Origin of the sequence: Burkholderia sp. Bp9031 (assembly GCF_003857965.1) — a bacterium.
Classification (GTDB): Bacteria; Pseudomonadota; Gammaproteobacteria; order Burkholderiales; family Burkholderiaceae; genus Burkholderia; species Burkholderia ambifaria_A.
The window spans coordinates 25,195-48,059 of the sequence record NZ_QTPW01000015.1; the positions used below are offsets into that span (position 1 = coordinate 25,195).

The window sequence follows — 22,865 nt, forward strand, 5'->3', positions numbered from 1 at the left end:
CGCGCGATGAAACCCGCTTCGCGTCGCCCCTCCCACGCTGCCCGCTGCAGCGCGCTGGCCGCCGTTGCGCTGCTCGCCGGGTGTGCGGTCGGGCCGGATTTCCGCGCGCCCGATCCGCCGGCCACGCAGCAGTACACGCGCGACGCCGCACCCGCTACCACGGCGGCCGCCGGCGGCCCGGCGGGCGACGCGCAGACGTTCGCGTCGTCCGCGCACACGCTGCAACGCTGGTGGACGCAGTTCGGCTCCGAACCGCTGGACCGTCTCGTCGATACCGCATGGCACAACAGCCCGACGCTCGCCGAGGCCCGCGCGCGGCTCGACGAAGCGCGCCAGAACCATGCGGCGCAAGCCGGCGCGACGATGTTGCCGCGCGTCGACGCGAACCTCTCCGCCACGCGCGAGCAGGTCGACATCGCCGCGTTCGGGCTGCCCGCCAACGTGCCGAATCCCGGGCCGTTCACGCTGTATGACGCGTCGGTGAGCGTGTCGTACGCACTCGACGTGTTCGGCGGCAACCGGCGCGCGCTCGAAGCGCTGCGCGCCCAGGTCGACTATCAGGCGTACACGCTCGACGCCGCGCGCCTGACGCTCGCGGGCAACGTCGTCGCGACCGCGATACTGCGCGCGTCGCTCGCGCAGCAAGTCCAGCTCACCCGGCAGCTCGTCGACGCACAGGCGCGGCAGTTGCGCATCGTCGAAGCGCGCTTCGCGGCGGGTGGCGTGTCGCGTGCCGACGTGCATGCGCAGCGCGCGCTGCTCGCGCAGACGCAGGCCTCCTTGCCGCCGCTCGCGGCTCGCTACGCGCAGGCCGGCCACCGGCTCGCGATCCTGCTGGGCGCGCCGCCGTCCGGCGATGCACTGCCCGAGCTCGCGCTCGATGCACTCGCGCTGCCTCGCACGCTGCCGGTCGCGCTGCCGTCGACGCTTGCGCGCGAACGGCCAGACATCCGCGCGGCGGAGGCCGTGCTGCATCAAGCGAGCGCGAACGTCGGCGTGGCCACCGCGAACCTGTATCCGCGTTTTTCGATTTCGGCGGGGATCGGGTCGGAGCGCACGCGCATCGCGGATATCGTCAGCGGGCTCAATGTGTGGAACGTCGGCCTGGGCCTGACGCAGCCGCTCTTTCACGGCGGCGAGCTGCGCGCGAGGAAACGCGCGGCCGAAGCGGCGTACGCCGCCGCGTTCGCAAGCTATCGGGAAACCGTGCTGCTGGCGCTTCAGCAGGTTGCCGACGCGATGCGCGCGGTCGAACACGATGCCGCCGAACTGCAGGCGAGAGACACCGCCGCGCAACAGGCAGCGGCAAGCAACGCCATTGCCGGCGACCGTTATGCGACAGGCGGAATCAGCCTGTTCAACCTGCTCGACACGCAGCGACAGGCCCTGCAGACCGCGCTCGACCGTACCCGCGCGCAAGCCGACCGGCTTGCCGATACGGCGGCGCTGTTCCAGGCGCTGGCGGGAAACTGGGCGGACGATTCGCACCACTGATCGGCACGATGGCTCGGGCATGCTTCGTCAAACCCGCGTGATGGAGAAGCACGCCCGCGCGACGTGCTCCGCGCGAACCCACGAAAAAAACCGGCCCGAAGGCCGGTTTCTTCATACCGCATGCCGTGAGCGGCGCTTGCGCGCCGCGCGACATCAGAAGCGGTGGATCATGCCGACGCCGACTGCAACCTGGTTCTGGTTCGAACCTGCTGCCACGCCGTCGCCGATCTGGGTCGTCGCTGCCTGGATGCCGCCAGCCTTGTTCAGCGTGTTGCCGGTCGCGTGCTGGTAAGCCTCGAGTGCGTACAGGCCCGTGCGCTTCGACAGGCTGTAGTACTGCGACAGCGTGACCTGGTGGTACTTGGCCGCGCTCGAGATGCCGTTCGACTGCGTTGCCGCCGTGTATGCATAGCCTGCCGCGAAGTCCCACTGCGGCGCTGCCTTCCAGTGCAGCACGGCGCCTGCCGTGTTGAAGATCGCCGTGTTGCGGAACGCCGAACCGACGCCCGGCACGTACTGGACGTTCGTGTACGACACGGACACGTCCCATGCCGGCGTGAACTGGTAGCCGGCCGTCACACCGAGGCGCTGCTGCGTTTGCGCCGTCTGGTAGCCGCTGTTGATCGCCGACACGGCCGGCTGGCCGCCGCTCGTGACCGTCGAGTTGTCGCCCCACACGCCGCCGCCGAGCGTCGAGTTGTTGACCTTCTGGAAGCCGACCGCGACGCCTGCCGGGCCGTTCAGGTACTGGATCGCCGCGCTCCACGTCGAGCCGCGGTTCACGCTGCCTGCGACGCCGCCGAACGAGTACGAACCGCCGACCGTGAAGCCGTAGAACTTCGGCGACATGTAGACCAGCGAGTTGTTCGCGCGGTAGCTCGTATCCAGCGAGTCGATATCACCCGGGTGCGCGCCGTATGCGCCCGTCAGCCACGTCGTCGGGCTGTACGGCGACAGCAGCGTGTAGTACGCGGTGTACTGGCGGCCTGCCGTCAGCGTACCGTAGATCGGGTTCGTCATGCCGACCCATGCCTGGCGGGTGAAGATGCCGCCCGCCCATTGCGATGCGCCGTTGTTCGCGTTGAAGCCGGCTTCCAACTGGAAGATCGCCTTCGTGCCGCCGCCGAGGTCCTCGCTGCCCTTCAGGCCGAAACGGCTGCCGGCCCAAATGCCGGTGCCCATCGACACTTTCGAGTGGCCGCCGCTCGTCGCGCCGGTCGACGGCGCTGCGTTGTTCTGGTAAGCGATAGCGTTATCGACGATACCGTACAGGGTCACGCTGCTCTGGGCGTGGGCTGCGGTAGCGGCTGCGAGACCCACTGCCGTCATGGCGAAAGCGACGCGCTTTTTCATTGATTCTCCGTCCTCAAAGAATGATTTCTTTTCTGGTGTGGTTTTATGCACATGTGCGAGTACATGCCGGTGCGATTCTGACGGATTACCAATCGTTTCCCAATACGCACAGTCGGTCATCGTATGATCGACGCAACGCACGGGTTCACCAAATGGTTACATAACACCTGAAAACGCTTACGCGGTGGGGCTCTCCGGCATTTCCCGGTGAAAACCCTAGCTTTACATTTTTACTGGTGCAACACGACCGTCCGATGTTGTCAGACGCCTTCGGCAACGTTGTTCTTACAAATGCACGACCGCGGCCGACGCCGCGATCCACGCCGCCGCGCAGGATCGCTGACGTTCATGACAGCCACATTTCGGGAAGCGAAATTTGAAAACGTTTCAGCCCGTGCGCGGGAGAACGGATGGGAGCGGCCCGGCGAGCGCGGGTCGAAGGAGGATGCCGGCGCATCGCGCCGGCGACATGCGATGCGACGCGGGTCAGGCGATCCGCGCGTTCACGGCGTCGACGAGCGTGTTCATCCGCGCACGGATCGCCGCGTTCGAACCGACCAGCGTGAGCGACGACGCCATGATCCGGTAGATCCGCTTGCGCGGCACCTTCGCCGGCCTCGCCGGATCGAGCCACGCAGCGTGGCCGGCCAGCAGTTCGAGCGTTTCCAGGCCGATCATGATCGGCCACAGGCAGGCGAGCCGCAGCCGCACGAAGCGGCGCGGAATCGCCAGCGTATAGAGGCACGCGTCGCGATACTGCGCGAGCGTCACGCGCAACAGGTCGACCAGCACGCCGCGCGCACGCGCCGACGCGTCGGGTGACATCAGGTCGGCAACGCCCACCCGGTGCGCGGCCAGCACGTCGTCCGGCAGGTAGCAGCGGCCGATCCGCAGGTCCTTCGCGCAGTCGCGCAGGATGTTGGTCATCTGCAGCGCCTTGCCGAACCGGATGCCCTTCTCGCGCATGTCCGCCAGGTCCCAGCCGCGCGCGGCCCGCGTGTGCGCGCCGGTCATGTCGGTCCAGAATTCGCCGACGCAGCCGGCGACCAGGTACGTGTAGCGATCGAGCCTGTCGCGGTTCGGCAGCGACGCGACCTGCCCCGACTGCTCGTCGGGGAACGTGCGCAGATCGAATTCCATCCCCGACGTCAGCGTCGCGACGACCTTGCGGATCGATGCGCGGTCCGCGTCCGGCTGCGCGCGCAGCAACGCGAGCATCGGCTGCATCGAGCCGAGCAGCACGTGCTCGTGCGAATCCGTCTGCATCCGCGTCACGTCCTCGAGCGAGCGCGACAGCATCACGCCATCGCCGAGCCGCTCGATCTCGTCGCGCAGGTCGGTCAGCAGCGCCGCGCGGCGATCGGGCGCGACGAGCGCCGTGTCGGCGATCGTGTCGGCCGCGCGCGCGAGCAGGTAGGCCAGGCCGACCGGGTCGCGCATGCCGTCGGGCAGCACGCGCAGCGTCAGGTAGAAGGAGCGGGAAACGTTCTTCAGCAGGTCGCCGAGCAGGTAGGCGGGATCGGTTCGAGTCGTCATGGGTCGGTAAAAATCGGCCGGCGCGGGCCCCGGACACCCACGGGCGCCGGGCGCCCGCGCCGGCCCGCGAGTCGCCGCATCGTCGTGCGCGGGCGGATGTCGGCCCGGCGCGGCGATGCAAAAGTCCCGCAAGTTTAGTGCATCCGGCGCGCCGGCTCGCGGAGACGGCCGGATCGCACCGCGCGCACCGCCGCGCTTTCCACCATCCCGCGCGCTCGACCTCACAACAAAACAGAAAGGCCTGAGTAATACATATGTAATGCTCCGGTGCGACGATCGCGTCCCATTCGATCCCGCGCGGCCCGGCACGACACACGGCGCGGCCGGATCGACCGCCCTTTCATCGACTTCCGTTTCGAAGGTTCATCGACATGCTCCTCACGCGCCCGACCGCCCAGCGCTGCATCCCGTTCGCCTGTGCCGCCGCCCTCCTGCTTGCCGCCTGCGGCGGCGATGAGGTGTCGGCGTCCGATCCCACGCAGCCGATCTCCGCGAAGGTCCAGGTGGTCGGCCATCGCGGCGCGAGCGCGCTGCGCCCCGAGCACACGCTCGCGTCGTACCGCAAGGCGATCGAGGACGGCGCGGACGTGATCGAGCCCGATCTCGTCGCGACCCGCGACGGGGTTCTCGTCGCGCGCCACGAAAACGAGATCTCGGGCACGACGAACGTGTCGACGCTGCCGCAGTTCGCGAGCCGCAAGGCGACCAAGACGATCGACGGCGCGCAGTTGACCGGCTGGTTCACCGAGGACTTCACGCTCGCCGAGCTGAAGACGCTGCGCGCCCGCGAGCGCATTGCGCAAGTCCGCCCGGCGAACACCACGTACAACGATCAGTTCGAGATTCCGACCTTCGACGAGATCGTCGCGCTCGCGAAGCAGATGTCCGCGCAGACCGGCCGCACGATCCACCTGTATCCGGAAACCAAGCACCCGACCTACTTCCAGTCGATCGACCTGCCGCTGGAGGACCGTCTCGTCGACGCGCTGCTGAAGGATCCGTACACGGCGCGCACGGCGACCGTCTACATCCAGTCGTTCGAGGTCGCGAACCTGAGGGCGATCCGCAACCGGATCAAGTCGAGCCAGCCGAACTGGAAGCTCGTGCAGTTGATGGACGAAGCCGGCCAGCGTCCGTACGACTTCGTGAAGGCGAACGACAAGCGCACCTATGGCGACCTGTCGACGCGCGACGGGATGCGCGAGATCGCGTCCTATGCGAACGGCGTCGGCCCGTACAAGACGTCGATCATCGCGGTCGCCGCGGACGGCACGCTGCAGCAGCCGACGCCGTACGTGCGCTACGCGCACGAAGCCGGCCTCGTCGTGCATCCGTACACGTTCCGCCCGGAAAACAACTTCCTGCCCGCGTCGCTGAAGGACGGCGGCACGCCGGCCACGCGCAACACCGCAGGCTCGGTGCGCGAGATCCAGGCGTACCTGCGCGCAGGCATCGACGGCTTCTTCACCGACGATCCGGCCGTCGGCCGTACAGCCGTCGATACGTTCAAGCGCTGAATCCGCTGAACACGACGAGCCGCTGAACACGCAACCCCCGGGCGCGGCGCGCATCGCGCCGCGCGCCGGTTGCCGCACCGTGGTCAGATCACGCGGAAGTGATGCGTGCCGTCACGCTTCAACTGGTCGACCAGCCCGTATTCCCAGTCGAGATACGCCTGCATCGCGGCGGCCGCGTTGTCGGTGCCTTCGTACGGGCGCCGGTAGCGGTCGACACGCGGCGACGCCAGATGCGTCTCGCCGTGCTCGAGCGGCAGCCCCGCGTCGATCCACGCGGCCGTGCCGCCGGTCAGCACCGAGATTGCAGCGGAAGCCGGCAGCAACGCACGCGCGTCGTCCGCCGCGAATCGCGCGAGCAGGCTCGATCCGCACGTGAATACGTAGCGCTTCGCCGGCGGGATCGCGGCGAGCGCATCGCGCAACTGCGCACGCACGACGAACCACGCGCCGGGGATATGGCGCTTCACGAAGTTCGCGCTGGTCGTCACGTCGACGATCGCGATCTCGCCCGCAGCCGCCTCCTTCAGCCAGCCCGCGAGCGTCGCGGGCGACACCTCGGTCACCTGCGGCGGCACCGGCACGTCGCGCGGCGGCTGGCCGCGCTCGACGAACGCCGCCGTGCCGGCCGGCTCGATCACGCGCACGTCCCATCCCATCTGCGCGAGCCACGACGCGGTCATGTCCGCACGCACGCCGTCGTCGTCGGCGAGCACGATCCGCGCGCCGCGCACGGCCGCGTGATGGTCGGTCTCCTGCACGAGCTGCCCGCCCGGCGTGCTCAGGAAGCCCGGCAGATGGCCGGCCTCGTATTCCTCCGGCGTGCGCACGTCGAAGCGATACAGCGTACGGCCCGGCTCGTCGAGCGCGGCGACGCCCGCGAGCGCAATGCGCGGCACGCCGGCACGCTCGGCCACCGCGCGCGCGGCACGGCGCGCTTCCTCGCGCTGCGTGGTATCGACGTCGTCGGGAAAGCGTCGCGCGGCGCCGCGCTCGAGCGTCTGGCCGGCGAGCGTCCAGCCGATCGTACCGTTGCGCAGCGCGGCGACCGGGTTCGGCAGGCCCGCGTTGATCAGCGACTGCGTGCCGATGATGCTGCGCGTGCGGCCCGCGCAATTCACCACCACCTGCGTGGCCGGATTCGGCGCGAGCGCGCGCACGCGCAGCACGAGTTCCGCGCCCGGCACGCTCGTCGACGTCGGGATGTTCATCGTCTGGTATTCGTCGAAGCGGCGCGCGTCGACGATCACGACGTCGGCCTTCGCATCGATCAGCGCCTGCACTTCCTGCGCGGACAGCGACGGCGTATGGCGCTCGGCCTCGACCCATTCGCCGAACGACTTGCTCGGCACGTTCACGTCGATGAACAGTTCGCCGCCCGCGGCGAGCCAGCCCGCGAGACCGCCGTCGAGCAGCCGCACGTCGGTATAGCCGAGTTGCGCGAGCTTCGCGGCCGCACGCGGCGCGAGATCCTCGCCGCCGGCTTCGCCGAATACGACGATCGGCGTATCGCGGCGCGGAATGCGCGTCCACGCGTCGAGTTCGAGTTTCGACAGCGGAAAGTTGGCGGCCCACAGCGGATGGCCCTGCGCGTACGGATCCTCCTCGCGCACGTCGATCAGCGCGAGTTCATCGCGGGCCAGCAGGCGCGCGCGTACGTCCTGGTACGACGCGACGGGGAAACGGGAAGTGGAATCGGCGGATTGCGTCACGATGTCTCTGTCGGATTCGGTTGAAGTCGGTGAAGAACGATGCAAACGGGAAACGGATGAATCTCGCGCGTGCCGGCGTGCGCCCTCAATGGGCCGTATCGACGGCATGTGGCAACGGGCATTCGGTCACGCGTTCGAATAGCCGGACACGAACGGCTTTACGGTGCCGTCGTCCTGGAACACCGCGCGTTCGACCTTGCCGATGTTCGCGCCGTATACGTGGATGCTGATCGACACCTGGTCCGCGAATGCGTTGGTCACGCGATGGACGTCGCCGATGCGCGGCGACACGGCCTCGACCTCGCCCGGCCGCAGCCGCACTGCGTCGCCGGCCGGCACCGGCTTGCCGGTTTCATCGAACCGGTACGGCTGCGAAAGCTCGCCGCCGCGCAGCATCCCGATCAGCCCCCACACCGTGTGGTTGTGGATCGGCGTCGTCTGGCCGGGCCCCCACACGAAGCTGACGACGGAAAACCGCTCGTCGGGATCGAGATGCAGCAGGTACTGGCGGTAGCGCTCGGGATCGGGCTGCGCGAACGCGTCGGGCAGCCAGTCGTCGTGCGCGACGAGGGCAGCGAGCAGCGCGCCGCCCTCGTCGAGGATGCGCGCCTCGTTCGCGCCGGACGCGAGCAGTGCGCCCAGCCCGTCGACGAACGGACGCAGCGGCGTCTGCTGCAACGAAAGCGTACTCATCGGCTGTCTCCTCGAATATGATGCCGAATATGATGGATCGTCATGATGCACCCGAAATACCATGCAGAACAAACATGAAAATTAGCGATATCGACGCTTTTGCAGCGGTCGTCCGCTGCCAGACGCTGAGCCAGGCCGCGACCGAGCTCGGGATGACGCAGCCCGCGATCACGCGGCGCGTGCAGAATCTCGAGGAAGCGCTCGGCGTCACGCTGCTCGACCGCAACACGAAGCCGCCGCGCCCGACCGACATCGGCAGGCAGGTATTCGAGCAGTGCCGCGCGATCCTGCGCGAAGTCGATGCGTTGCGCGAGCTGACGGCCGGCCAGCGGCCGCCCGCCGGCGAATTCCGCGTGGGCCTCACGCAAGGCCTCGGCGAGCTGATGCTGCCCGGCCTGATCGCGCAGCTCGCCGCGCAGTGGCCTGCGCTCGCCACGCAGGTCACGACCGCCTGGGGCGGCATGCTCGTCGAGCGCATCGCGCGCCGCGAGCTCGATGCGGCACTGGTGTTTCTGGCCCGTGAGATGGTGCTGCCGCCGCAGGTCGACGGCGAAAGGCTGCTGGCCACGCGGCTCGTCGCGGTCGGCCGCAAGGGCGACTGGCCGCGCCGCAGCTACCGCCTCGCCGACTGCCACGCGCGCGGCTGGGTGCTCAATCCCGACGGCTGCGGGTTTCGCGCGGGCCTGCGCCGCGCGCTCGACGCGCAGGGGCTGCCGATGCCGGTCACGCTCGACACTCATGGCCGCGACCTGCAATTGCAGAGCGTCGCGAACGGCTTCGGCATCGGGCTGATGCCGAAGCCGCTGCTCGAAGGCAGCCCGCTGCGCGATGCGCTCGACATCGTGCCGCTCGCCGATTTCAAGCCGCAGATCGATCTGTGGCTGCTGCACCGGCAGGATGCCGCGCGCTTTGCGGCGCCGCTCGCGGCCGTGGCCGCGCATGCGCGCACGGCATTCGCGCTGCCGGCTGATGCCGGCGAGCACGACGAGGCCGCTTGACCGCGATCGACGACGCCTCCACGGTGTCGCCCCGTTTGCACTGACCGCCACACCGCTCGGCTCACGCATCGTTTCGATCGGGTGCCGGCGCATCGTGCGACGTCCGGGCCGTCTCCGCGTTCGCGGTTGCGGTTGCGGTTGCGGTTGCGGTTGCGGTTGCGGTTGCGGTTCGCGCGGGCGCGTCGCGTGACGTTCTCCCAGCGTCCATGTTCATCGTTGCGTTTCGCGCCGCAGCCTCGAGCGCCGCGCGTCCGGCCGCCACCGCGATCGCATCGTCCTGCGGCGTATGCACGCGGCTGCACAGCACGTCGCGATAGTGACGTTCGAGCGGATTATGGCGGCTCAGTCCGTGATTGCCCGACAGCTTCAACGCGTGCTCGACCGTGCGGATCGCCTGTTCCGTCACGGCCCGCTTGACGAGGCCGCTCGTCGTCACCGCCGGCGCATCGTTCGCATCGGTGCGCGCGATGTGCGCGTCGAGCAGCACGCGGTTCGTGTGCAGCCACCCTTCGATCTCGCCGACGGCCTCCTGCACGCGCGGCAGCGTCGCGAGCGGCGCACCGAGCCCGCTCGGCGCGCGCGTCGTCGCGAAATCGAGCAGCCAGTCGCGCGACGCGCGCGCCACCGCATCGTAGAGACTGCCGAGCAGCGCGACCATCCAGGCCTGCTGGTCGGCCTGCGCGTCGACATCCGCATGACTCGCGGCCGACACGGCCCACGCATCGGGCGCGCGCACGTCCACCGCATGATCGGCGGGCAGCCGCACGTCGTCGAACACGACCTCGTGGCTGCCCGATGCGCGCAGGCCCAGGTGATTCCAGCTTTCGATCACGCGAATGCGCGCATCGTCCTCCGCGTCGCGCTCGCGCCGCACGAGGAACACGCCGACACGCGGCTCGCGCTCGTCGGTGCGGGCCCACACGGCCAGCCAGCGCAGCGCCGGGATGCCGGTGCTGTACAGCTTGTGACCTGACAACCGCCAGCCGTCGCCGTCGCGACGCGCAACCGTTTCGGGCAGGCCGCCGCGCGACGGCGACCCGAGCGCCGGCTCGACGCGCAGCGCATTGATCAGCGCGCCTTCGTCGACCGCACTGTCGAACACCGCACGCCGCAGACGCGCGGGCCAGTGGTTGTCCGCTCGGCCGAGCGCGCGATGCTGCAGATACGTCATCGTCAGCACCAGCGCGGTTGCGGGATCGGCGCGCGCGACCGCGGCCACGATGCGGCTCGCCTGCGCGAGCGTCGCACCCGCGCCGCCATGCTCGCGCGGCACGACCTGCGCGATCAGCCCGGCGCGATGCAGGCGCGCGAAGTTCTCGTGCGGAAAGCGACCGTCGACATCGTTGCGCGCCGCGTCGGCGGCGAGTTCGGGCGCGAGACGCTCGAGCAGCGCGGCAACGCGTGCGTCGTCGGCAGGCAGGTGACGCAGCGACGACTGCGGCGGCAGCGGCGAGGAAGCGGCAAGGCTGGCGGACATCGGTACGGATTCCCTCGGTGACTGGGTAGCTGGGTGTCTGGGTAACGTAATAGCGGTAACAGCGGAGATCGATCGGCAACTGGCGCGGCGGCTGGTGAAGCCGGCAGCGGCTGGTGAAGCCGGCAGCGGCCGGCCGTAGATTCGCGGACATGATCGTGAGCATGTGTCGTGCATGCATCCGCATTCGAATCGGCCGCGAATCGCATGCCGATCCGGTTCCTGTCACGCGCACAAGCCCCGCGAACACTCGGGCGGCGCCCTTTCGATCCGATCTCGAGCCCACAGCGTATGCGCAACGCACACGCACCCAAACCATGCAAATCTGATATTCAAATCGGGATTGATTATTTCCATTCCGCATGATCCCGACGGTAATCTGCGCTCCATCCCCGCCCCTGCCGGCCGTCGCTAGCCGTGTCGGGCCGTCCTTGCATCGGAGACCCAGATGAGCGTCGAATTCATCGGCATGATCCAGAGCCAGAAGCAGTCGGAAATCCATCCGCCTGCCGGCCCCGTCGTCGACCCCGACTACGTGCGCGACTTCGCACGTGCCCACGAAACGGCCGGCTTCGACCGGATCCTCGTCCCGCACCACTCGACCGGCCCGTCGGCGACGCTGACGATCGCGTTCGCAGCGGCCGCGACCGAACGCATCCATTTCATGCTCGCGCATCGCCCGGGATTCACCGCGCCGACGCTCGCCGCTCGGCAAATCGCGACGCTCGACCAGTTCAGCCGCGGCCGGCTCGCCGTGCACTTCATCTCCGGCGGCTCGGACAGCGAGCAGCAGCGCGACGGCGATTTCCTCGATCACGACGCGCGCTATGCACGCACCGACGAATACCTCGGCATCCTGCGACGCATCTGGACCGAAACGCAGCCGTTCGACCACGACGGCGCGCACTACCGCTTCAAGCAGGGCTTTTCGGAAGTGAAGCCGTTCCAGCGGCCGCACGTGCCGATCTACTTCGGCGGCGCATCGGAAGCGGCGCTGGAAGTCGCCGGCAAGCACGCGGACGTCTATGCGCTGTGGGGCGAATCGCTCGACCAGGTCCGCGACCTGACGACGCGCGTGCGCGCCGAAGCTGCGCAGCACGGACGGCAGGTGCGCTTCTCCGTGTCGTTCCGGCCGATCCTCGCGGCGACCGAGGACGAAGCGTGGGCGCGCGCACACCGGATCCTCGACGAAACGCGCCGGCTGCGGGAAGCGGCCGGCCTCGGCACCGGCGGCCCGCAGCAGAGCGAAGGCGCGCGGCGCCTGCTTGCCGCGGCCGAACGCGGCTCGCGCGTCGACAAGCGGCTGTGGACCGAGATCGCGAAACTCACCGGCGCGCGCTCGAATTCGACCGCGCTGGTCGGCACGCCCGAACAGGTCGCCGACGCGCTGCTCGACTACTACGACCTCGGCGTGACGACGTTCCTGATTCGCGGTTTCGATCCGCTGGAAGACGCGATCGACTATGGCCGTGAACTGATTCCGCGCGTACGCAGCGCCGTCGCGGCACGCGACGCGGCGCGCCGTGCCGCCTGACGCGAAGGGGAGCCGCCGATCATGTCCGCCGTCCTGTCCTCGTCCTTGCCCGCGCGCACCGCGTCGGGTCTCGTACTCGCCGATACGCCGCGCCAGCATTTCTGGTTCGATCCGCCCGCGCCGCGCGTCGACGTCGCCGCCGAGCGTCGCCACCGGCAGGAGCGGCTCGCGGCCGCGTTCCGCCTGTTCGCGCGCTTTGGCTTCGCATCGGGCCTCGCCGGCCACATCACCGCGCGCGATCCGGAACTGCCCGACCACTTCTGGGTGAATCCGCTCGGCGTGCATTTCTCGCGGATCAGGGTGTCGGACCTGCTGCTCGTCAACGCGCGCGGCGAAACCGCGATCGGCGACCGGCCGCTGAACAAGGCCGCGTTCGCGATCCATGCGGCGATTCACGATGCGCATCCGCACATCGTCGCGGCCGCGCATACGCATTCGACCTACGGCAAGGCATGGTCGACGCTCGGCCGCCCGCTCGATCCGCTGACGCAGGACGCGTGCGTGTTCTACGAGGACCACGCGCTGTTCGACGACTTCACGGGCATGGTCGTCGATACGAGCGAAGGCGCGCGAATCGCGCATGCGCTCGCAAAGCCCGACGGCACCACGCACAAGGGCGTGATCCTGAAGAACCACGGAATCCTGACGGCCGGCCCGACGGTCGAGGCCGCCGCGTGGTGGTACATCGCACTCGACAATGCGGCGCACACGCAATTGCTGGCCGAAGCGGCCGGCACGCCGCAACCGATCGATCACGCGACCGCGCAGCACACGCACGGCCAGATTGGCGGCCCCGAGGGCGCATTGCATGCGTTCGACAGCCTGTTCGCGCGCGTCGTCGCCGACGAACCCGACCTGCTCGACTGAGCGCCCTTCCGCACGACCGGAACCGGAGACCACACGATGACCGAAACCACCGCACCCGCGCCGACCGGCGCCCCTGACGACAAGCGCCGCCGGCTGCTGCGCGCGGCCGGCGCCGCCGCGCTCGCCGCGCCGGCGATCACGCTCGGCCGCAAGGCCTGGTCCGCGCCGCCGCTGAAGAAGCTCACGTTCGCGTGGAATCAGAACGCGTTCTGCCTGACGCCGATCGTCGTCGCGCAGGAGCACGGCTTCTTCGAGAAGAACGGGCTGAAGGTCGAGCTGATCAACTACAGCGGATCGACCGACCAGTTGCTCGAATCGATCGCGACCGGCAAGGCCGACGCGGCGGTCGGGATGATCCACCGGTGGCTGAAGCCGCTCGAAGCCGGCTTCGACGTGAAGATCATCGGCAGCTCGCACGGCGGCTGCGTGCGGCTCGTCGGCGCGAAGACGGCCGGCGTCACGACGCTGCAGGCGCTGAAGGGCAAGACGGTCGGCGTCAGCGATCTCGCCGCGCCCGGCAAGCACTTCTTCTCGATCCTGCTCGCGAAGAACGGCATCGATCCCGAGCGCGACATCACATGGCGGCAGTATCCGGCCGACCTGCTCGGCGTCGCGGTCGACAAGGGCGAGATCCAGGCGATCGCCGACGGCGACCCGAACCTCTACCTGCTCGAGAAACGCAGCAACGGCGCGTATACCGAACTCGCGACGAACCTGTCCGGCGAATACGCGCGCAAGGTGTGCTGCGTGATCGGCGCGCGCGGCGACCTCGTGCGCAACGACCGGCCGGCGGCCGCCGCGCTCGCGCGCTCGATCGTGCAGGCCACCGAGTACACGCACGACAACCCGAACGAAGCCGCGAAGGCGTTCGCGAAGTATTCACCGAAGATCAGCCCGGACGACCTGCGCAAGCTGTACGCGACGCTGACCTATACGCACCACCCGACCAACGTCGACCTGCAGCAGGAAATCGCGTTCTATGCGGACGATTTCCGCCAGATCAACGTGCTGAAGAAGAGCACCGACCCGCAGCGCTTCGCGCAGCAGGTCTATGCGAACGTGCTGGGGTGACGCGATGTCGACGATCGAACACACGTCCACCGCCCGCACCGCGTCGGCCCCGGCCGCCACTGCTGCCGCTACGCCCCGTGCCGCCTGCACGGCTTGCGACGCGACGCTCGCGGCCCAAGCCCGCCGTGCGCGCACCTGGCCGACCGGCGTCGCCGCGGCGCTTGCGTGGGCCGTGCTCGGCGCGATCACGCATCTGTGGCCGAACCGCGTCGTCGGCTTCACCGACTGGGCGTACACCGACACGTTCGGCACCGCCGCGTGGAGCATCGCCGCGCTGCTGCTGATCGCGGCGACGCTCGGCCATCGCGTGCCGGCCACGCGCGCACGGCTCGCCCGCGTGCGCGCGGCCGGCCCGTGGCTCGTCGCGCTGCCGCTCGTGCTCGCCGCGTGGGAAATCGTCACCGCGAAGACCGGCTGGCTGCCGACGCCGTTCTTCGCGCCGCCGCAGGCGCTGATCGAGGTCTACGTCGACGACTGGCCGCGCCTCGCCGGCAGCGCCGGCAATACGCTGAAGCTGCTCGCGCTCGGGTTTGCGTACGGCGTCGCGGTCGGGTTCGCGGTCGGCGTGTCGATCGGCTGGTCGCGCCGCATCGGCTACTGGGTGCATCCGGTGCTGCGCGTGCTCGGCCCCGTGCCGGCCACCGCGCTGCTGCCGCTCACGTTCTACTTCTTTCCGACGAGCTACTCGGCGGCGGCGTTCCTGATCGCACTGTCGACCGGCTTCCCGGTCGCGGTGCTGACGTGGTCGGGCGTCGCGAGCGTGAACCGGCAGTACTACGACGTCGCGCGCACGCTCGGCGCGAACGCGCGGTTCCTGGTGTTGCGCGTCGCGATTCCGGCCGCGCTGCCGCACGTGTTCGTCGGCATCTTCATGGGGTTGAGCGCGTCGTTCACGGTGCTCGTCGTCGCCGAGATGATGGGCGTCAAGTCGGGACTCGGCTGGTACCTGAGCTGGGCGCAGGGCTGGGCATCGTACGTGAACATGTATGCGGCGCTGATCGTGATGGCGCTGCTGTTTTCCGGGTTGATCGCGCTGCTGTTCGCCGTGCGCGACCGTGTGCTCGCGTGGCAGAAAGGAACCGTCAAATGGTAAGCACCGCCGTTCTCGAACCGTCCGTTGCCACGCCCCCCGCCACGCCGCCGCGCGGCGCGCGCATCGACATCCGCCGCGTGAGCCATGCGTTCGACGGCCCCGGCGGCCCGCTGCCGGTGCTCGACGACGTCACGCTGTCGGTCGCGGCCGGCGAATTCGTCGCGCTGCTCGGCCCGAGCGGCTGCGGAAAATCGACGCTGCTGCGGCTCGTCGCGGGCCTCGACGCCGCGCGGCAAGGCACGATTGCGCAGGACGGCGCGCCGATCGAACGGCCCGATCCGTCGCGCATCGTCGTGTTCCAGGATCCGACGCTCTACCCGTGGCGCCGCGTGCGCGCGAACGTCGCGCTTGGCCTCGAAGCGCGCGGCGTGGCACGCACCGCGCAGCATCGCGTCGACGATGCGCTCGCGCGCGTCGGGCTGCAGGAATTCTCGAACGTGTTTCCGCATCAGCTGTCGGGCGGGATGGCGCAGCGTGTCGCGCTCGCCCGCGCGCTCGTCAACGATCCGCGCCTGCTGATCCTCGACGAACCGCTCGGCAAGCTCGATTCGCTGACGCGGTTGACGATGCAGGCCGAGCTGACCGCGCTGTGGCAACGCGACGGATTCTCCGCGCTGCTCGTCACGCACGATGTCGAGGAAGCGCTGTTTCTCGCGCAGCGCGTGATCGTGTTCGGGCCGCGCCCTGCACGCATCGTCGCGGAACTGCGCGTCGACCTGCCCTATCCGCGCCATCGCGGCGACCCGCGTCTCGCCGGGCTGCGCCATGAAGCGCTGCGGCATCTCGGGCTCGATGCGAGCTGGTAGATGCGCGGTTCCCTTCGCAGGATGGCCGGTGCGCGGCAAGGACCGCGCCGATGAACGCGCCGCCGTTCGCCGACTGGGCGCGCCTGTTCCTGCAACTGCTCTATCGCGCGCAGATCGCGTTCGCACGCATGCTGCATGCGGCCGGCCTGACCGGCGATGCCGACGGACAGGCCACGTGGCCCTGGGCGCACCGGATCGCGCTCGAAACGCTGCGCATCGATGCGGGACTCACGCGCCAGCTCGCGTTCGCGGGCACGGCGACCGCGCTCGCCGTGGCGCTCGGCTGCATCGCACTCGTGTCGCGCAAGTGGCGTGCCGCATCGGCAATCGCCGCGCTGGCCGTGGCGTGGTTCGCGCCGTGGCCGCCGGCGTCGCTGTGGCTCGCGCCTGCGGTGCCCACCAGTTTCCAGCGCAGCCCCGTGCCGTTTTCCGTCGCGAACGTGATGCGCGGCGCGCACCTGTATGCGCAGCATTGCGCGGCCTGTCACGGCGCGGACGGCCGCGGCGAAGGGCCGCTCGCCGCGACGCTCGCGCACTGGCCGCCGACCTTCGCGGGCGCGCTGCTCGCCCGGCGGCTCGACGGCGAACTGTACTGGCGCGTGCGGCACGGCACGCGCGACGCACGCGGCGCGGCATCGATGCCGGGCTTTGCCGCGACGCTCGGCCCGGCCGACACATGGGCCGTGCTCGATTACCTGAAAGCGCTGTCGGCCGGCAGCGGCGCGCGGGCGGAAGGCGCGTGGCCCGTGCCCGTTCCGCTGCCGGCGCTCGACGTGCGCTGCGGCAACGCCACGCCGCAACCGCTCGAGCGCTGGCGCGAAGGCCAGCGCGTGCGCGTCGTCGCGCTCGCGCCGGGCGGCACGCCGCCGCAGGAAGACCCGCGCTGGCAGACGCTGCTCGTCGTTGCCGACGACACGCTTGCACTGCGGGCCACCGGCCCGCGCGCGAACTGTGTCGCATCGACGCCCGATGCATGGCACGCGTTCGCGACGATCGCGGGCGTGCCGCCCGCTACGTTCGGCGGCACGCAACTGCTCGCCGACCGGCGCGGCTGGCTGCGGGCGCGCGCGTTGCCGGGCAGCGCGGGCTGGTCGGCATCCGACCTGCTGTGCCGCTCGGATGCCGCCGCGCGACCGTCGGCTGCGACCCCGAACGTCGATCCGCTGACCGCGCTGCTGCTGCGCGTGGATGCCGAACCCGTGCGCGACGTGCAGGCCGGGCTTCCGCACTGAATCTCCGCACTGAATCTCCGCACTGAATCTCCGCACTGAATCTCCGAACTGAATCCCCGAACCGTTTCCCCGCTCGACCGAACTTCACGATGAATCCGACCCGACGCCACTTCCTCGCACAAGCAGGCACCCTCGCCGCCGCCATCACCGCCGCTCCGGCCGCACTCCATGCGCAATCGGGCGCGCGGCCGCTGCTGCGGGCCGGCGACCAGAAAGGCGGGCTGCGCGCGCTGCTCGAAGCGGCCGGTGAACTGAACGGCCTCGCGTACGACATCGCGTGGACCGAATTCCCGGCCGCCGCGCCGCTGGCCGAAGCGCTGAACGCGGCGGCCGTCGACTGCGGACCGATCGGCGACGCGCCGGTGATCTTCGCGCTCGCGTCGGGCGCCCGCATCAAGGTGATCGGCGCGAACCGCTCCGACCCGTACGGCACCGCCGTGCTCGTGCGGCCGGACGCCACGCTGCAAGGCGCCGCCGACCTGAAAGGCAAGCGCATCGGCACCACGCGCGGCTCGATCGGCCATTTCGTCACGCTGAAGGCGCTCGACGCGGCCGGCCTGCCGCCCGATGCCGTATCGTTCCGCTTCCTGCCGCCGGCCGACACGATGCTTGCGCTCGCAACCGGTTCGATCGACGCGTGGGCGACGTGGGAGCCCTATACCGCCCTCGCCGAAACGAGCGGTCGCGCGCGCGTGCTGGTCAACGGTCGGGGCCTGTGGTCGGGCTTGAGCTACGTCGCGGCGACCGACGCTGCGATCGCGTCGAAGCGCGACGTACTGCACGACTTCCTGCAACGCGTCGTGCGCGCGCAGGTCTGGTCGTACCGGCACGTCGACGCGTATTCCGCGGCACTTGCGCGCATCATCGGCATCCCGTCGGCGGCCGCGAAGCTGCAGTTCGAGCGCCGCAACACGCGCTGGCTACCGATCGACGCGACGGTAATCGCCGGTCAGCAGCGCACGGCCGACTTCTACCTGAAGGCGGGGCTGCTGCGCCAGCCGCTCGACATGCGCGCGACCTTCGACCTCGGCTTCGCGCTCGCGTGACCGGCCGCGCGGCGGCGTACGACCGCCCGAACGGCTTTCGCACGATCTGGCACAATCGCGATTCGACCATCCCGCCTTTGTCAGCCAGCGTCATGCCAGCCATCTCCGAACTCTTCATCTACCCGATCAAGTCCTGCGCCGGCATCGCGCTGTCGCGCGCGCAACTGCTCGAAACGGGCCTCGCATACGATCGCCACTGGCTGATCACCACCCCGGACGGGATGATGATCACGCAGCGCACGCACCCGCGCCTCGCGCTGATCCGCACCGCGCTCGACAGCGATGCGCTCGTGCTGAACGCGCCGGGCATGCCCGAGATCCGCACGCCGCTCGACGGCGACGCGACGCCCGCCACGCCGAAGATGGCCGCGACCGTCTGGCGCGACACCGTCGACGCGATCGACACGGGCGCCGACACCGCCACGTGGCTCACCGAATTCCTCGGCACGCCGTTGAAGCTCGCGCGCTTCAGCGCCGACGCGCGTCGCGGCTGCAACCGCAAATGGACCGGTGACATCGACACGCACACGCAGTTCGCGGACGGCTATCCGCTGCTCGTGATCGGCCAGTCGTCGCTCGACGACCTGAACGCGAAGCTCGTCGCGAAAGGCGCGCCGGCGATCCCGATGAACCGCTTCCGCCCGAACATCGTCGTGTCGGATCTCGATGCGTATGAAGAGGATTTCGTCGAGCATCTCGACGCCGACGGCGAGACGCCCGTGCGCCTGCGCCTCGTGAAGCTGTGCACGCGCTGCCCGATGCCGACGATCGACCAGGTCACCGGTACGCCGAACCCGGACTGGCCGCACGAGCCGACCGACACGATGCAGACCTATCGCGCGAATCCGAACTATGACAATGCGCTGACGTTCGGCATCAATGCGATCGTCGTCGAAGGCGCGGGTGCGTGGCTCAAGGTCGGGCAGTCCGTCGAAGCGGAGATCGGGTTCGGCGACTGAGGGTTGCGGCGGACGACGCGTCGTGTGAGTCGCCGCCATTCGCCGCGACTGCTTTGCACGCGGCGCCTCTTCTACCGCGCCGCCTGAACCGCCGGCAGCCTCACCGCCACGATCAATCCGCCGCCCGCCGCATCGGCTAGCGTCACGCTGCCCTGATGCACGCGCGCGATCTCCCGCACGATCGACAGTCCGAGCCCCGTGCCTTCGACCGTCTGCGTCTTGCTGCCGCGATGGAAACGCTCGAACACGGCGTCGCGCTCGTCAGCCGGAATGCCCGGCCCGTTGTCGATCACGTCGAGGCGCGCATGCTCGCCGTCGCGCGACACGCGCACCGTGATCACCGCGCGATCGCCCGAGTAGCGAATCGCGTTGTCGATCAGATTGCCGATCATTTCGCCGAGCAGGTCCGGCTGCCCGAGCACGTCGACATCGGCCTCGTGCTCGAAACCCAGGTCGATGTCACGCGAACGGGCGACAGGCGACCAGTCGAGCGTCACGCTGCGCGCGAGCCGCTGCAGCGCGACCGGCTGGTGCGCGATTGCATGGCCGCTGTCCGAATCGAGCCGCGACAGCGACAGCAGTTGCTGGACAATTTTCGCCGCCTGCCGCACCGCGCCGTTCACGCGCCGCAGATGCACGTTCACGCGCGGCTGCTCGTCCGGGCGCAACGCCAGCTCGACGCCGGCCTGCACGGCCGCGAGCGGCGTCTTCAACTGATGGGCCGCATCCGCGAAGAAACGCCGCCGCGCGACCTGCATCCGCTGCGTGCGGCCGATGTACTGGTTGATCGACTCGACGAGCGGCGCGAGCTCGCTCGGCATGCCGCCGGTGTCGAGCGGCGTCGGATCGCCGTCGCTGCGCGCGGCGACCGTCGCCGACAGCCGGTTCAGCGGCCGCAGCCCGCGCCCGACGCCGAGCCAGACGATCCCGAGCGCGAGCACGACGAGCAGCCCTTCCTGCAGCAGCGAGCCCATCAGGATCTCGCGCGCGAGCGCCTGGCGCGCCTCGATCGTCTCCCCGACCATCACCCATACGATGCGCGTTTGCGCGGTCGGCACGTCGTGCACCGGCACGCGCAGCGCGGCCATGCGCAACTGATCGCCGCGATAGACGACATCGTAGTAGCGCGTGACGAACAGCGCGCCGTCGCCCTGCGGCAGCGGCAGGTCCGGATAGCCGGTGATCGTGCGGCCGTTGTCCTCGCGGATCAGGTAGTAGATCTTGCCGCCGTCGCCCGATTCGAACATCTCGAGCGCGAGATACGGCAGGTCGACCTCGATCTCGCCCTCGGTGAGGCGAACGCCTTCGCGGATCGACTTCAGCGACGACGACAGCGTGCGGTCGAACGCCACGTGCGCGGCGCTCATCGCGCGCTGATACGTGAGCCACGAGTCGAGCGCGAGCAGCCCGAGCAGCGGCAGCAGCAGCCACAGCGCGACCTGCGTGCGCAGGTTCGGGCGGTGCCACGCCCGCCGCCGGGCCGCCCCGAGGTGGGCTTGCGCGCCCTCCGGGGGCAGCGCACGCAGGTGAGCGTCGGGGTGGTTCATCCGACCGCCTTCGCCTCGAGCAGATACCCGAGCCCGCGCAGCGTGACGATCGCGACGCCGGTGTTCTCCAGCTTCTTGCGCAGCCGGTACACGTAGATCTCGATCGCATCCGCGTTGACCGACTCGTCGAGCCCGAAGATCTTCTCCGACAACGTCTCCTTGTTGATCGCGCGGCCGTTGCGCAGGATCAGCACCTCCAGCACCGAGCGCTCGCGCGGTGTGAGCGGCAGCGCTTCGCCGGCGAGGTGGAAGCTGCGGTCGATACTGTCATACGAAAGCGGCCCGCATTCGACCCGCGCATGCTCGTGGCCGAGGCTGCGCCGGATCAGCGCGCGGGCGCGCGCCTCCAGCTCGGTCAGCTCGAACGGTTTCGCCAGGTAATCGTCGGCGCCGAGATCGAGCCCCTTCACGCGGTCCTCGACCGAGCCGTGCGCGGTGAGGATCAGCACCGGCACCGGATTGCGGCGCGCGCGCAGCCGCCGCAGCACCTCGAGCCCGTCGAGCTTCGGCAGCCCGAGATCGAGGATCACCAGCGCGTAGTCCTGCGTGCGCAGCACGTGATCCGCCGCCTCCCCGTCCGCCATGTGATCGACCGCGAAGCGCGCGGCGCTCAGCGCGTCGTTCAACGACTGCGCCAGGTTCGGGTTGTCTTCGACGAGCAGCACACGCATGGGGACCTCGGGAAATCCATGACACAAAGGACGCTATTGTGAACCGAAATGAAAGCGGGCTGAAAGTGCCTCGCAATTAACATCCGCCTCACTCGAACAACACACACGCATCACTGGAGGAAGACAATGCCGTTTGCACCGAAGCAGCTCGCCGCCGCGCTGGCGATCGTCCTGGGCACCGCCACCGGCGCCGCCATCGCGCAGGTTCCGGCAGGATATCCGGGTAACTACCAGGGTGTCGTCGGCACCGCGAAGAAGGAAGGCAAGCTGATCGTCTACTCGACCACCGACACGGGCCTCGTGCGTCCGCTGATCAAGGACTTCGAAAGCCTGTACGGCGTGAAGGTCGAGTACAACGACATGAACAGCACCGAGCTGTACAACCGCTACATCAGCGAGAACGCGGCCAGCAGCACCAGCGCCGACGTGCTGTGGAGCTCGGCGATGGACCTGCAGGTCAAGCTCGTCAACGACGGCCTGATGGCGTCGTACGATTCGCCCGAGAGCCCGAACGTGCCGCAATGGGCGCAATACCAGAAGCAGGCATACGGCACGACGTTCGAGCCGCTCGCGATCGTCTACAACAAGCGCCTGATCCCCGAGAACGAGGTGCCGAAGACGCGCGCCGACCTGATCAAGCTGCTCACCACGCAAGCCGACAAGTTCAAGGGCAAGGTCACGACCTACGACATCGAGAAGTCGGGCGTCGGCTTCAACTACCTGACGCAGGACGCGCACGTGAACGAGAAGGTCACGTGGGAGCTCGTGAAGGCGATCGGCACGACCGGCCCGAAGCTGCAGTCGAGCACCGGCGCGATGATGGAGCGGATTTCGTCGGGCGAGAACCTGATCGGCTACAACATCATCGGCTCGTACGCGTACGCGAAGGCGAAGAAGGACAAGTCGATCGGCTACGTGTTTCCGAAGGACTACACGCAGGTCGTGAGCCGCCTGGCCACGATCTCGAAGAAGGCGAAGAACCCGAACGCCGCGAAGCTGTGGGTCGACTACCTGCTGTCGAAGCGCGGCCAGACGCTGATCGCGAACCAGGCGAACCTGTACGCGATCCGCACCGACGTGACCGGCGAAACCTCGGCCGCGAGCCTCACGAAGGAACTCGGCGATTCGCTGAAGCCGATCCCGATCGGCACCGGCCTGCTCGTCTATCTCGACCAGTCGAAGCGGCTCGCGTTCCTGAAGCAATGGCAGCAGGCAATCAAGCGCTGATCTGCTGACCCGCTGACCGCGGGCCGCCCGCCGCACGT

The 22,865-nt window shown here is 69.2% G+C and carries 19 protein-coding genes; 12 read left to right on the plus strand and 7 right to left on the minus strand.

Annotated elements, in window-relative coordinates; translation table 11 throughout:
- Positions 1–6: 6 nt before the first annotated feature.
- Entirely contained in the window at positions 7–1,494 is a 1,488-nt protein-coding gene (locus tag DIE15_RS20115) for an efflux transporter outer membrane subunit (RefSeq protein WP_124834175.1), read from the plus strand.
- Positions 1,495–1,647: 153 nt separating this feature from the next.
- Here the strand turns inward: DIE15_RS20115 and DIE15_RS20120 are convergent, their stop codons facing one another.
- Entirely contained in the window at positions 1,648–2,847 is a 1,200-nt protein-coding gene (locus DIE15_RS20120; protein WP_057929807.1) for a porin, read from the minus strand.
- Positions 2,848–3,333: 486 nt separating this feature from the next.
- On the minus strand, positions 3,334–4,383 hold the full coding sequence (locus DIE15_RS20125; RefSeq protein ID WP_124834176.1) for a phytoene/squalene synthase family protein: 1,050 nt from the start codon (positions 4,381–4,383) through the stop codon (positions 3,334–3,336).
- Between the two features lie 371 nt (positions 4,384–4,754).
- Here DIE15_RS20125 and DIE15_RS20130 point away from each other — a divergent pair, with 371 nt between their 5' ends.
- On the plus strand, positions 4,755–5,900 hold the full coding sequence (locus DIE15_RS20130) for a glycerophosphodiester phosphodiesterase (protein ID WP_057929805.1): 1,146 nt from the start codon (positions 4,755–4,757) through the stop codon (positions 5,898–5,900).
- Between the two features lie 83 nt (positions 5,901–5,983).
- Here DIE15_RS20130 and DIE15_RS20135 read toward each other — a convergent pair whose 3' ends face one another.
- Both DIE15_RS20135 and DIE15_RS20140 read right to left on the minus strand, forming a co-directional pair.
- On the minus strand, positions 5,984–7,609 hold the full coding sequence (locus tag DIE15_RS20135; RefSeq protein ID WP_124834177.1) for a rhodanese-related sulfurtransferase: 1,626 nt from the start codon (positions 7,607–7,609) through the stop codon (positions 5,984–5,986).
- A 126-nt stretch (positions 7,610–7,735) separates the two neighbouring features.
- Positions 7,736–8,302 (minus strand): cysteine dioxygenase, encoded by a 567-nt coding sequence (locus DIE15_RS20140; protein WP_057929803.1) that lies wholly within the window; start codon positions 8,300–8,302, stop codon positions 7,736–7,738.
- A gap of 74 nt (positions 8,303–8,376) precedes the next feature.
- Here DIE15_RS20140 and DIE15_RS20145 point away from each other — a divergent pair, with 74 nt between their 5' ends.
- Positions 8,377–9,300 (plus strand): LysR family transcriptional regulator, encoded by a 924-nt coding sequence (locus DIE15_RS20145; RefSeq protein WP_057929802.1) that lies wholly within the window; start codon positions 8,377–8,379, stop codon positions 9,298–9,300.
- A gap of 61 nt (positions 9,301–9,361) precedes the next feature.
- Here DIE15_RS20145 and DIE15_RS20150 read toward each other — a convergent pair whose 3' ends face one another.
- Positions 9,362–10,777 carry an acyl-CoA dehydrogenase family protein gene (locus tag DIE15_RS20150; protein ID WP_244104803.1) on the minus strand — a complete coding sequence of 472 codons (1,416 nt, stop codon included), beginning with the start codon at positions 10,775–10,777 and terminating at the stop codon, positions 9,362–9,364.
- A gap of 445 nt (positions 10,778–11,222) precedes the next feature.
- Between DIE15_RS20150 and DIE15_RS20155 the strand changes: the two genes are divergently transcribed.
- The 8 genes from DIE15_RS20155 to DIE15_RS20190 all read left to right on the plus strand — a co-directional run bounded on the left by DIE15_RS20155 (position 11,223) and on the right by DIE15_RS20190 (position 19,382).
- The gene (locus DIE15_RS20155; RefSeq protein ID WP_057929800.1) at positions 11,223–12,308 is read left to right on the plus strand and encodes an LLM class flavin-dependent oxidoreductase; all 1,086 of its coding nucleotides are present in this window, start codon (positions 11,223–11,225) and stop codon (positions 12,306–12,308) included.
- Positions 12,309–12,329: 21 nt separating this feature from the next.
- Positions 12,330–13,175: a class II aldolase/adducin family protein gene (locus DIE15_RS20160; protein ID WP_057929799.1), complete on the plus strand. Its 846-nt coding sequence runs from the start codon at positions 12,330–12,332 to the stop codon at positions 13,173–13,175.
- Between the two features lie 36 nt (positions 13,176–13,211).
- Positions 13,212–14,246 (plus strand): ABC transporter substrate-binding protein, encoded by a 1,035-nt coding sequence (locus DIE15_RS20165; protein WP_124834178.1) that lies wholly within the window; start codon positions 13,212–13,214, stop codon positions 14,244–14,246.
- A 4-nt stretch (positions 14,247–14,250) separates the two neighbouring features.
- The gene (locus tag DIE15_RS20170; RefSeq protein WP_124834179.1) at positions 14,251–15,339 is read left to right on the plus strand and encodes an ABC transporter permease; all 1,089 of its coding nucleotides are present in this window, start codon (positions 14,251–14,253) and stop codon (positions 15,337–15,339) included.
- Positions 15,333–16,145: an ABC transporter ATP-binding protein gene (locus tag DIE15_RS20175; protein ID WP_057929797.1), complete on the plus strand. Its 813-nt coding sequence runs from the start codon at positions 15,333–15,335 to the stop codon at positions 16,143–16,145. The genes DIE15_RS20170 and DIE15_RS20175 overlap by 7 nt, the downstream gene beginning before the upstream one ends.
- 50 nt (positions 16,146–16,195) lie before the next feature.
- Complete coding sequence (locus tag DIE15_RS20180; protein WP_124834180.1) at positions 16,196–17,377, plus strand: cytochrome c; 1,182 nt, start codon at positions 16,196–16,198, stop codon at positions 17,375–17,377.
- 89 nt (positions 17,378–17,466) lie between these two features.
- Positions 17,467–18,423: an ABC transporter substrate-binding protein gene (locus DIE15_RS20185; RefSeq protein ID WP_124834181.1), complete on the plus strand. Its 957-nt coding sequence runs from the start codon at positions 17,467–17,469 to the stop codon at positions 18,421–18,423.
- A 92-nt stretch (positions 18,424–18,515) separates the two neighbouring features.
- The gene (locus tag DIE15_RS20190; RefSeq protein ID WP_124834182.1) at positions 18,516–19,382 is read left to right on the plus strand and encodes an MOSC domain-containing protein; all 867 of its coding nucleotides are present in this window, start codon (positions 18,516–18,518) and stop codon (positions 19,380–19,382) included.
- Positions 19,383–19,453: 71 nt separating this feature from the next.
- On the opposite strand, the gene DIE15_RS20195 is transcribed toward DIE15_RS20190, so the two are convergent.
- Both DIE15_RS20195 and DIE15_RS20200 read right to left on the minus strand, forming a co-directional pair.
- Positions 19,454–20,929, minus strand: coding sequence for a sensor histidine kinase (locus DIE15_RS20195; RefSeq protein ID WP_242431958.1), 1,476 nt, complete (start codon positions 20,927–20,929; stop codon positions 19,454–19,456).
- Positions 20,926–21,600, minus strand: coding sequence for a response regulator (locus DIE15_RS20200; RefSeq protein ID WP_057929794.1), 675 nt, complete (start codon positions 21,598–21,600; stop codon positions 20,926–20,928). The genes DIE15_RS20195 and DIE15_RS20200 overlap by 4 nt, the downstream gene beginning before the upstream one ends.
- A 126-nt stretch (positions 21,601–21,726) precedes the next feature.
- On the opposite strand from DIE15_RS20200, the gene DIE15_RS20205 reads away from it, so the two are divergent.
- Positions 21,727–22,827, plus strand: a complete 1,101-nt coding sequence (locus tag DIE15_RS20205) for an ABC transporter substrate-binding protein (protein ID WP_124834183.1) — start codon at positions 21,727–21,729, stop codon at positions 22,825–22,827.
- Positions 22,828–22,865: the final 38 nt, after the last annotated feature.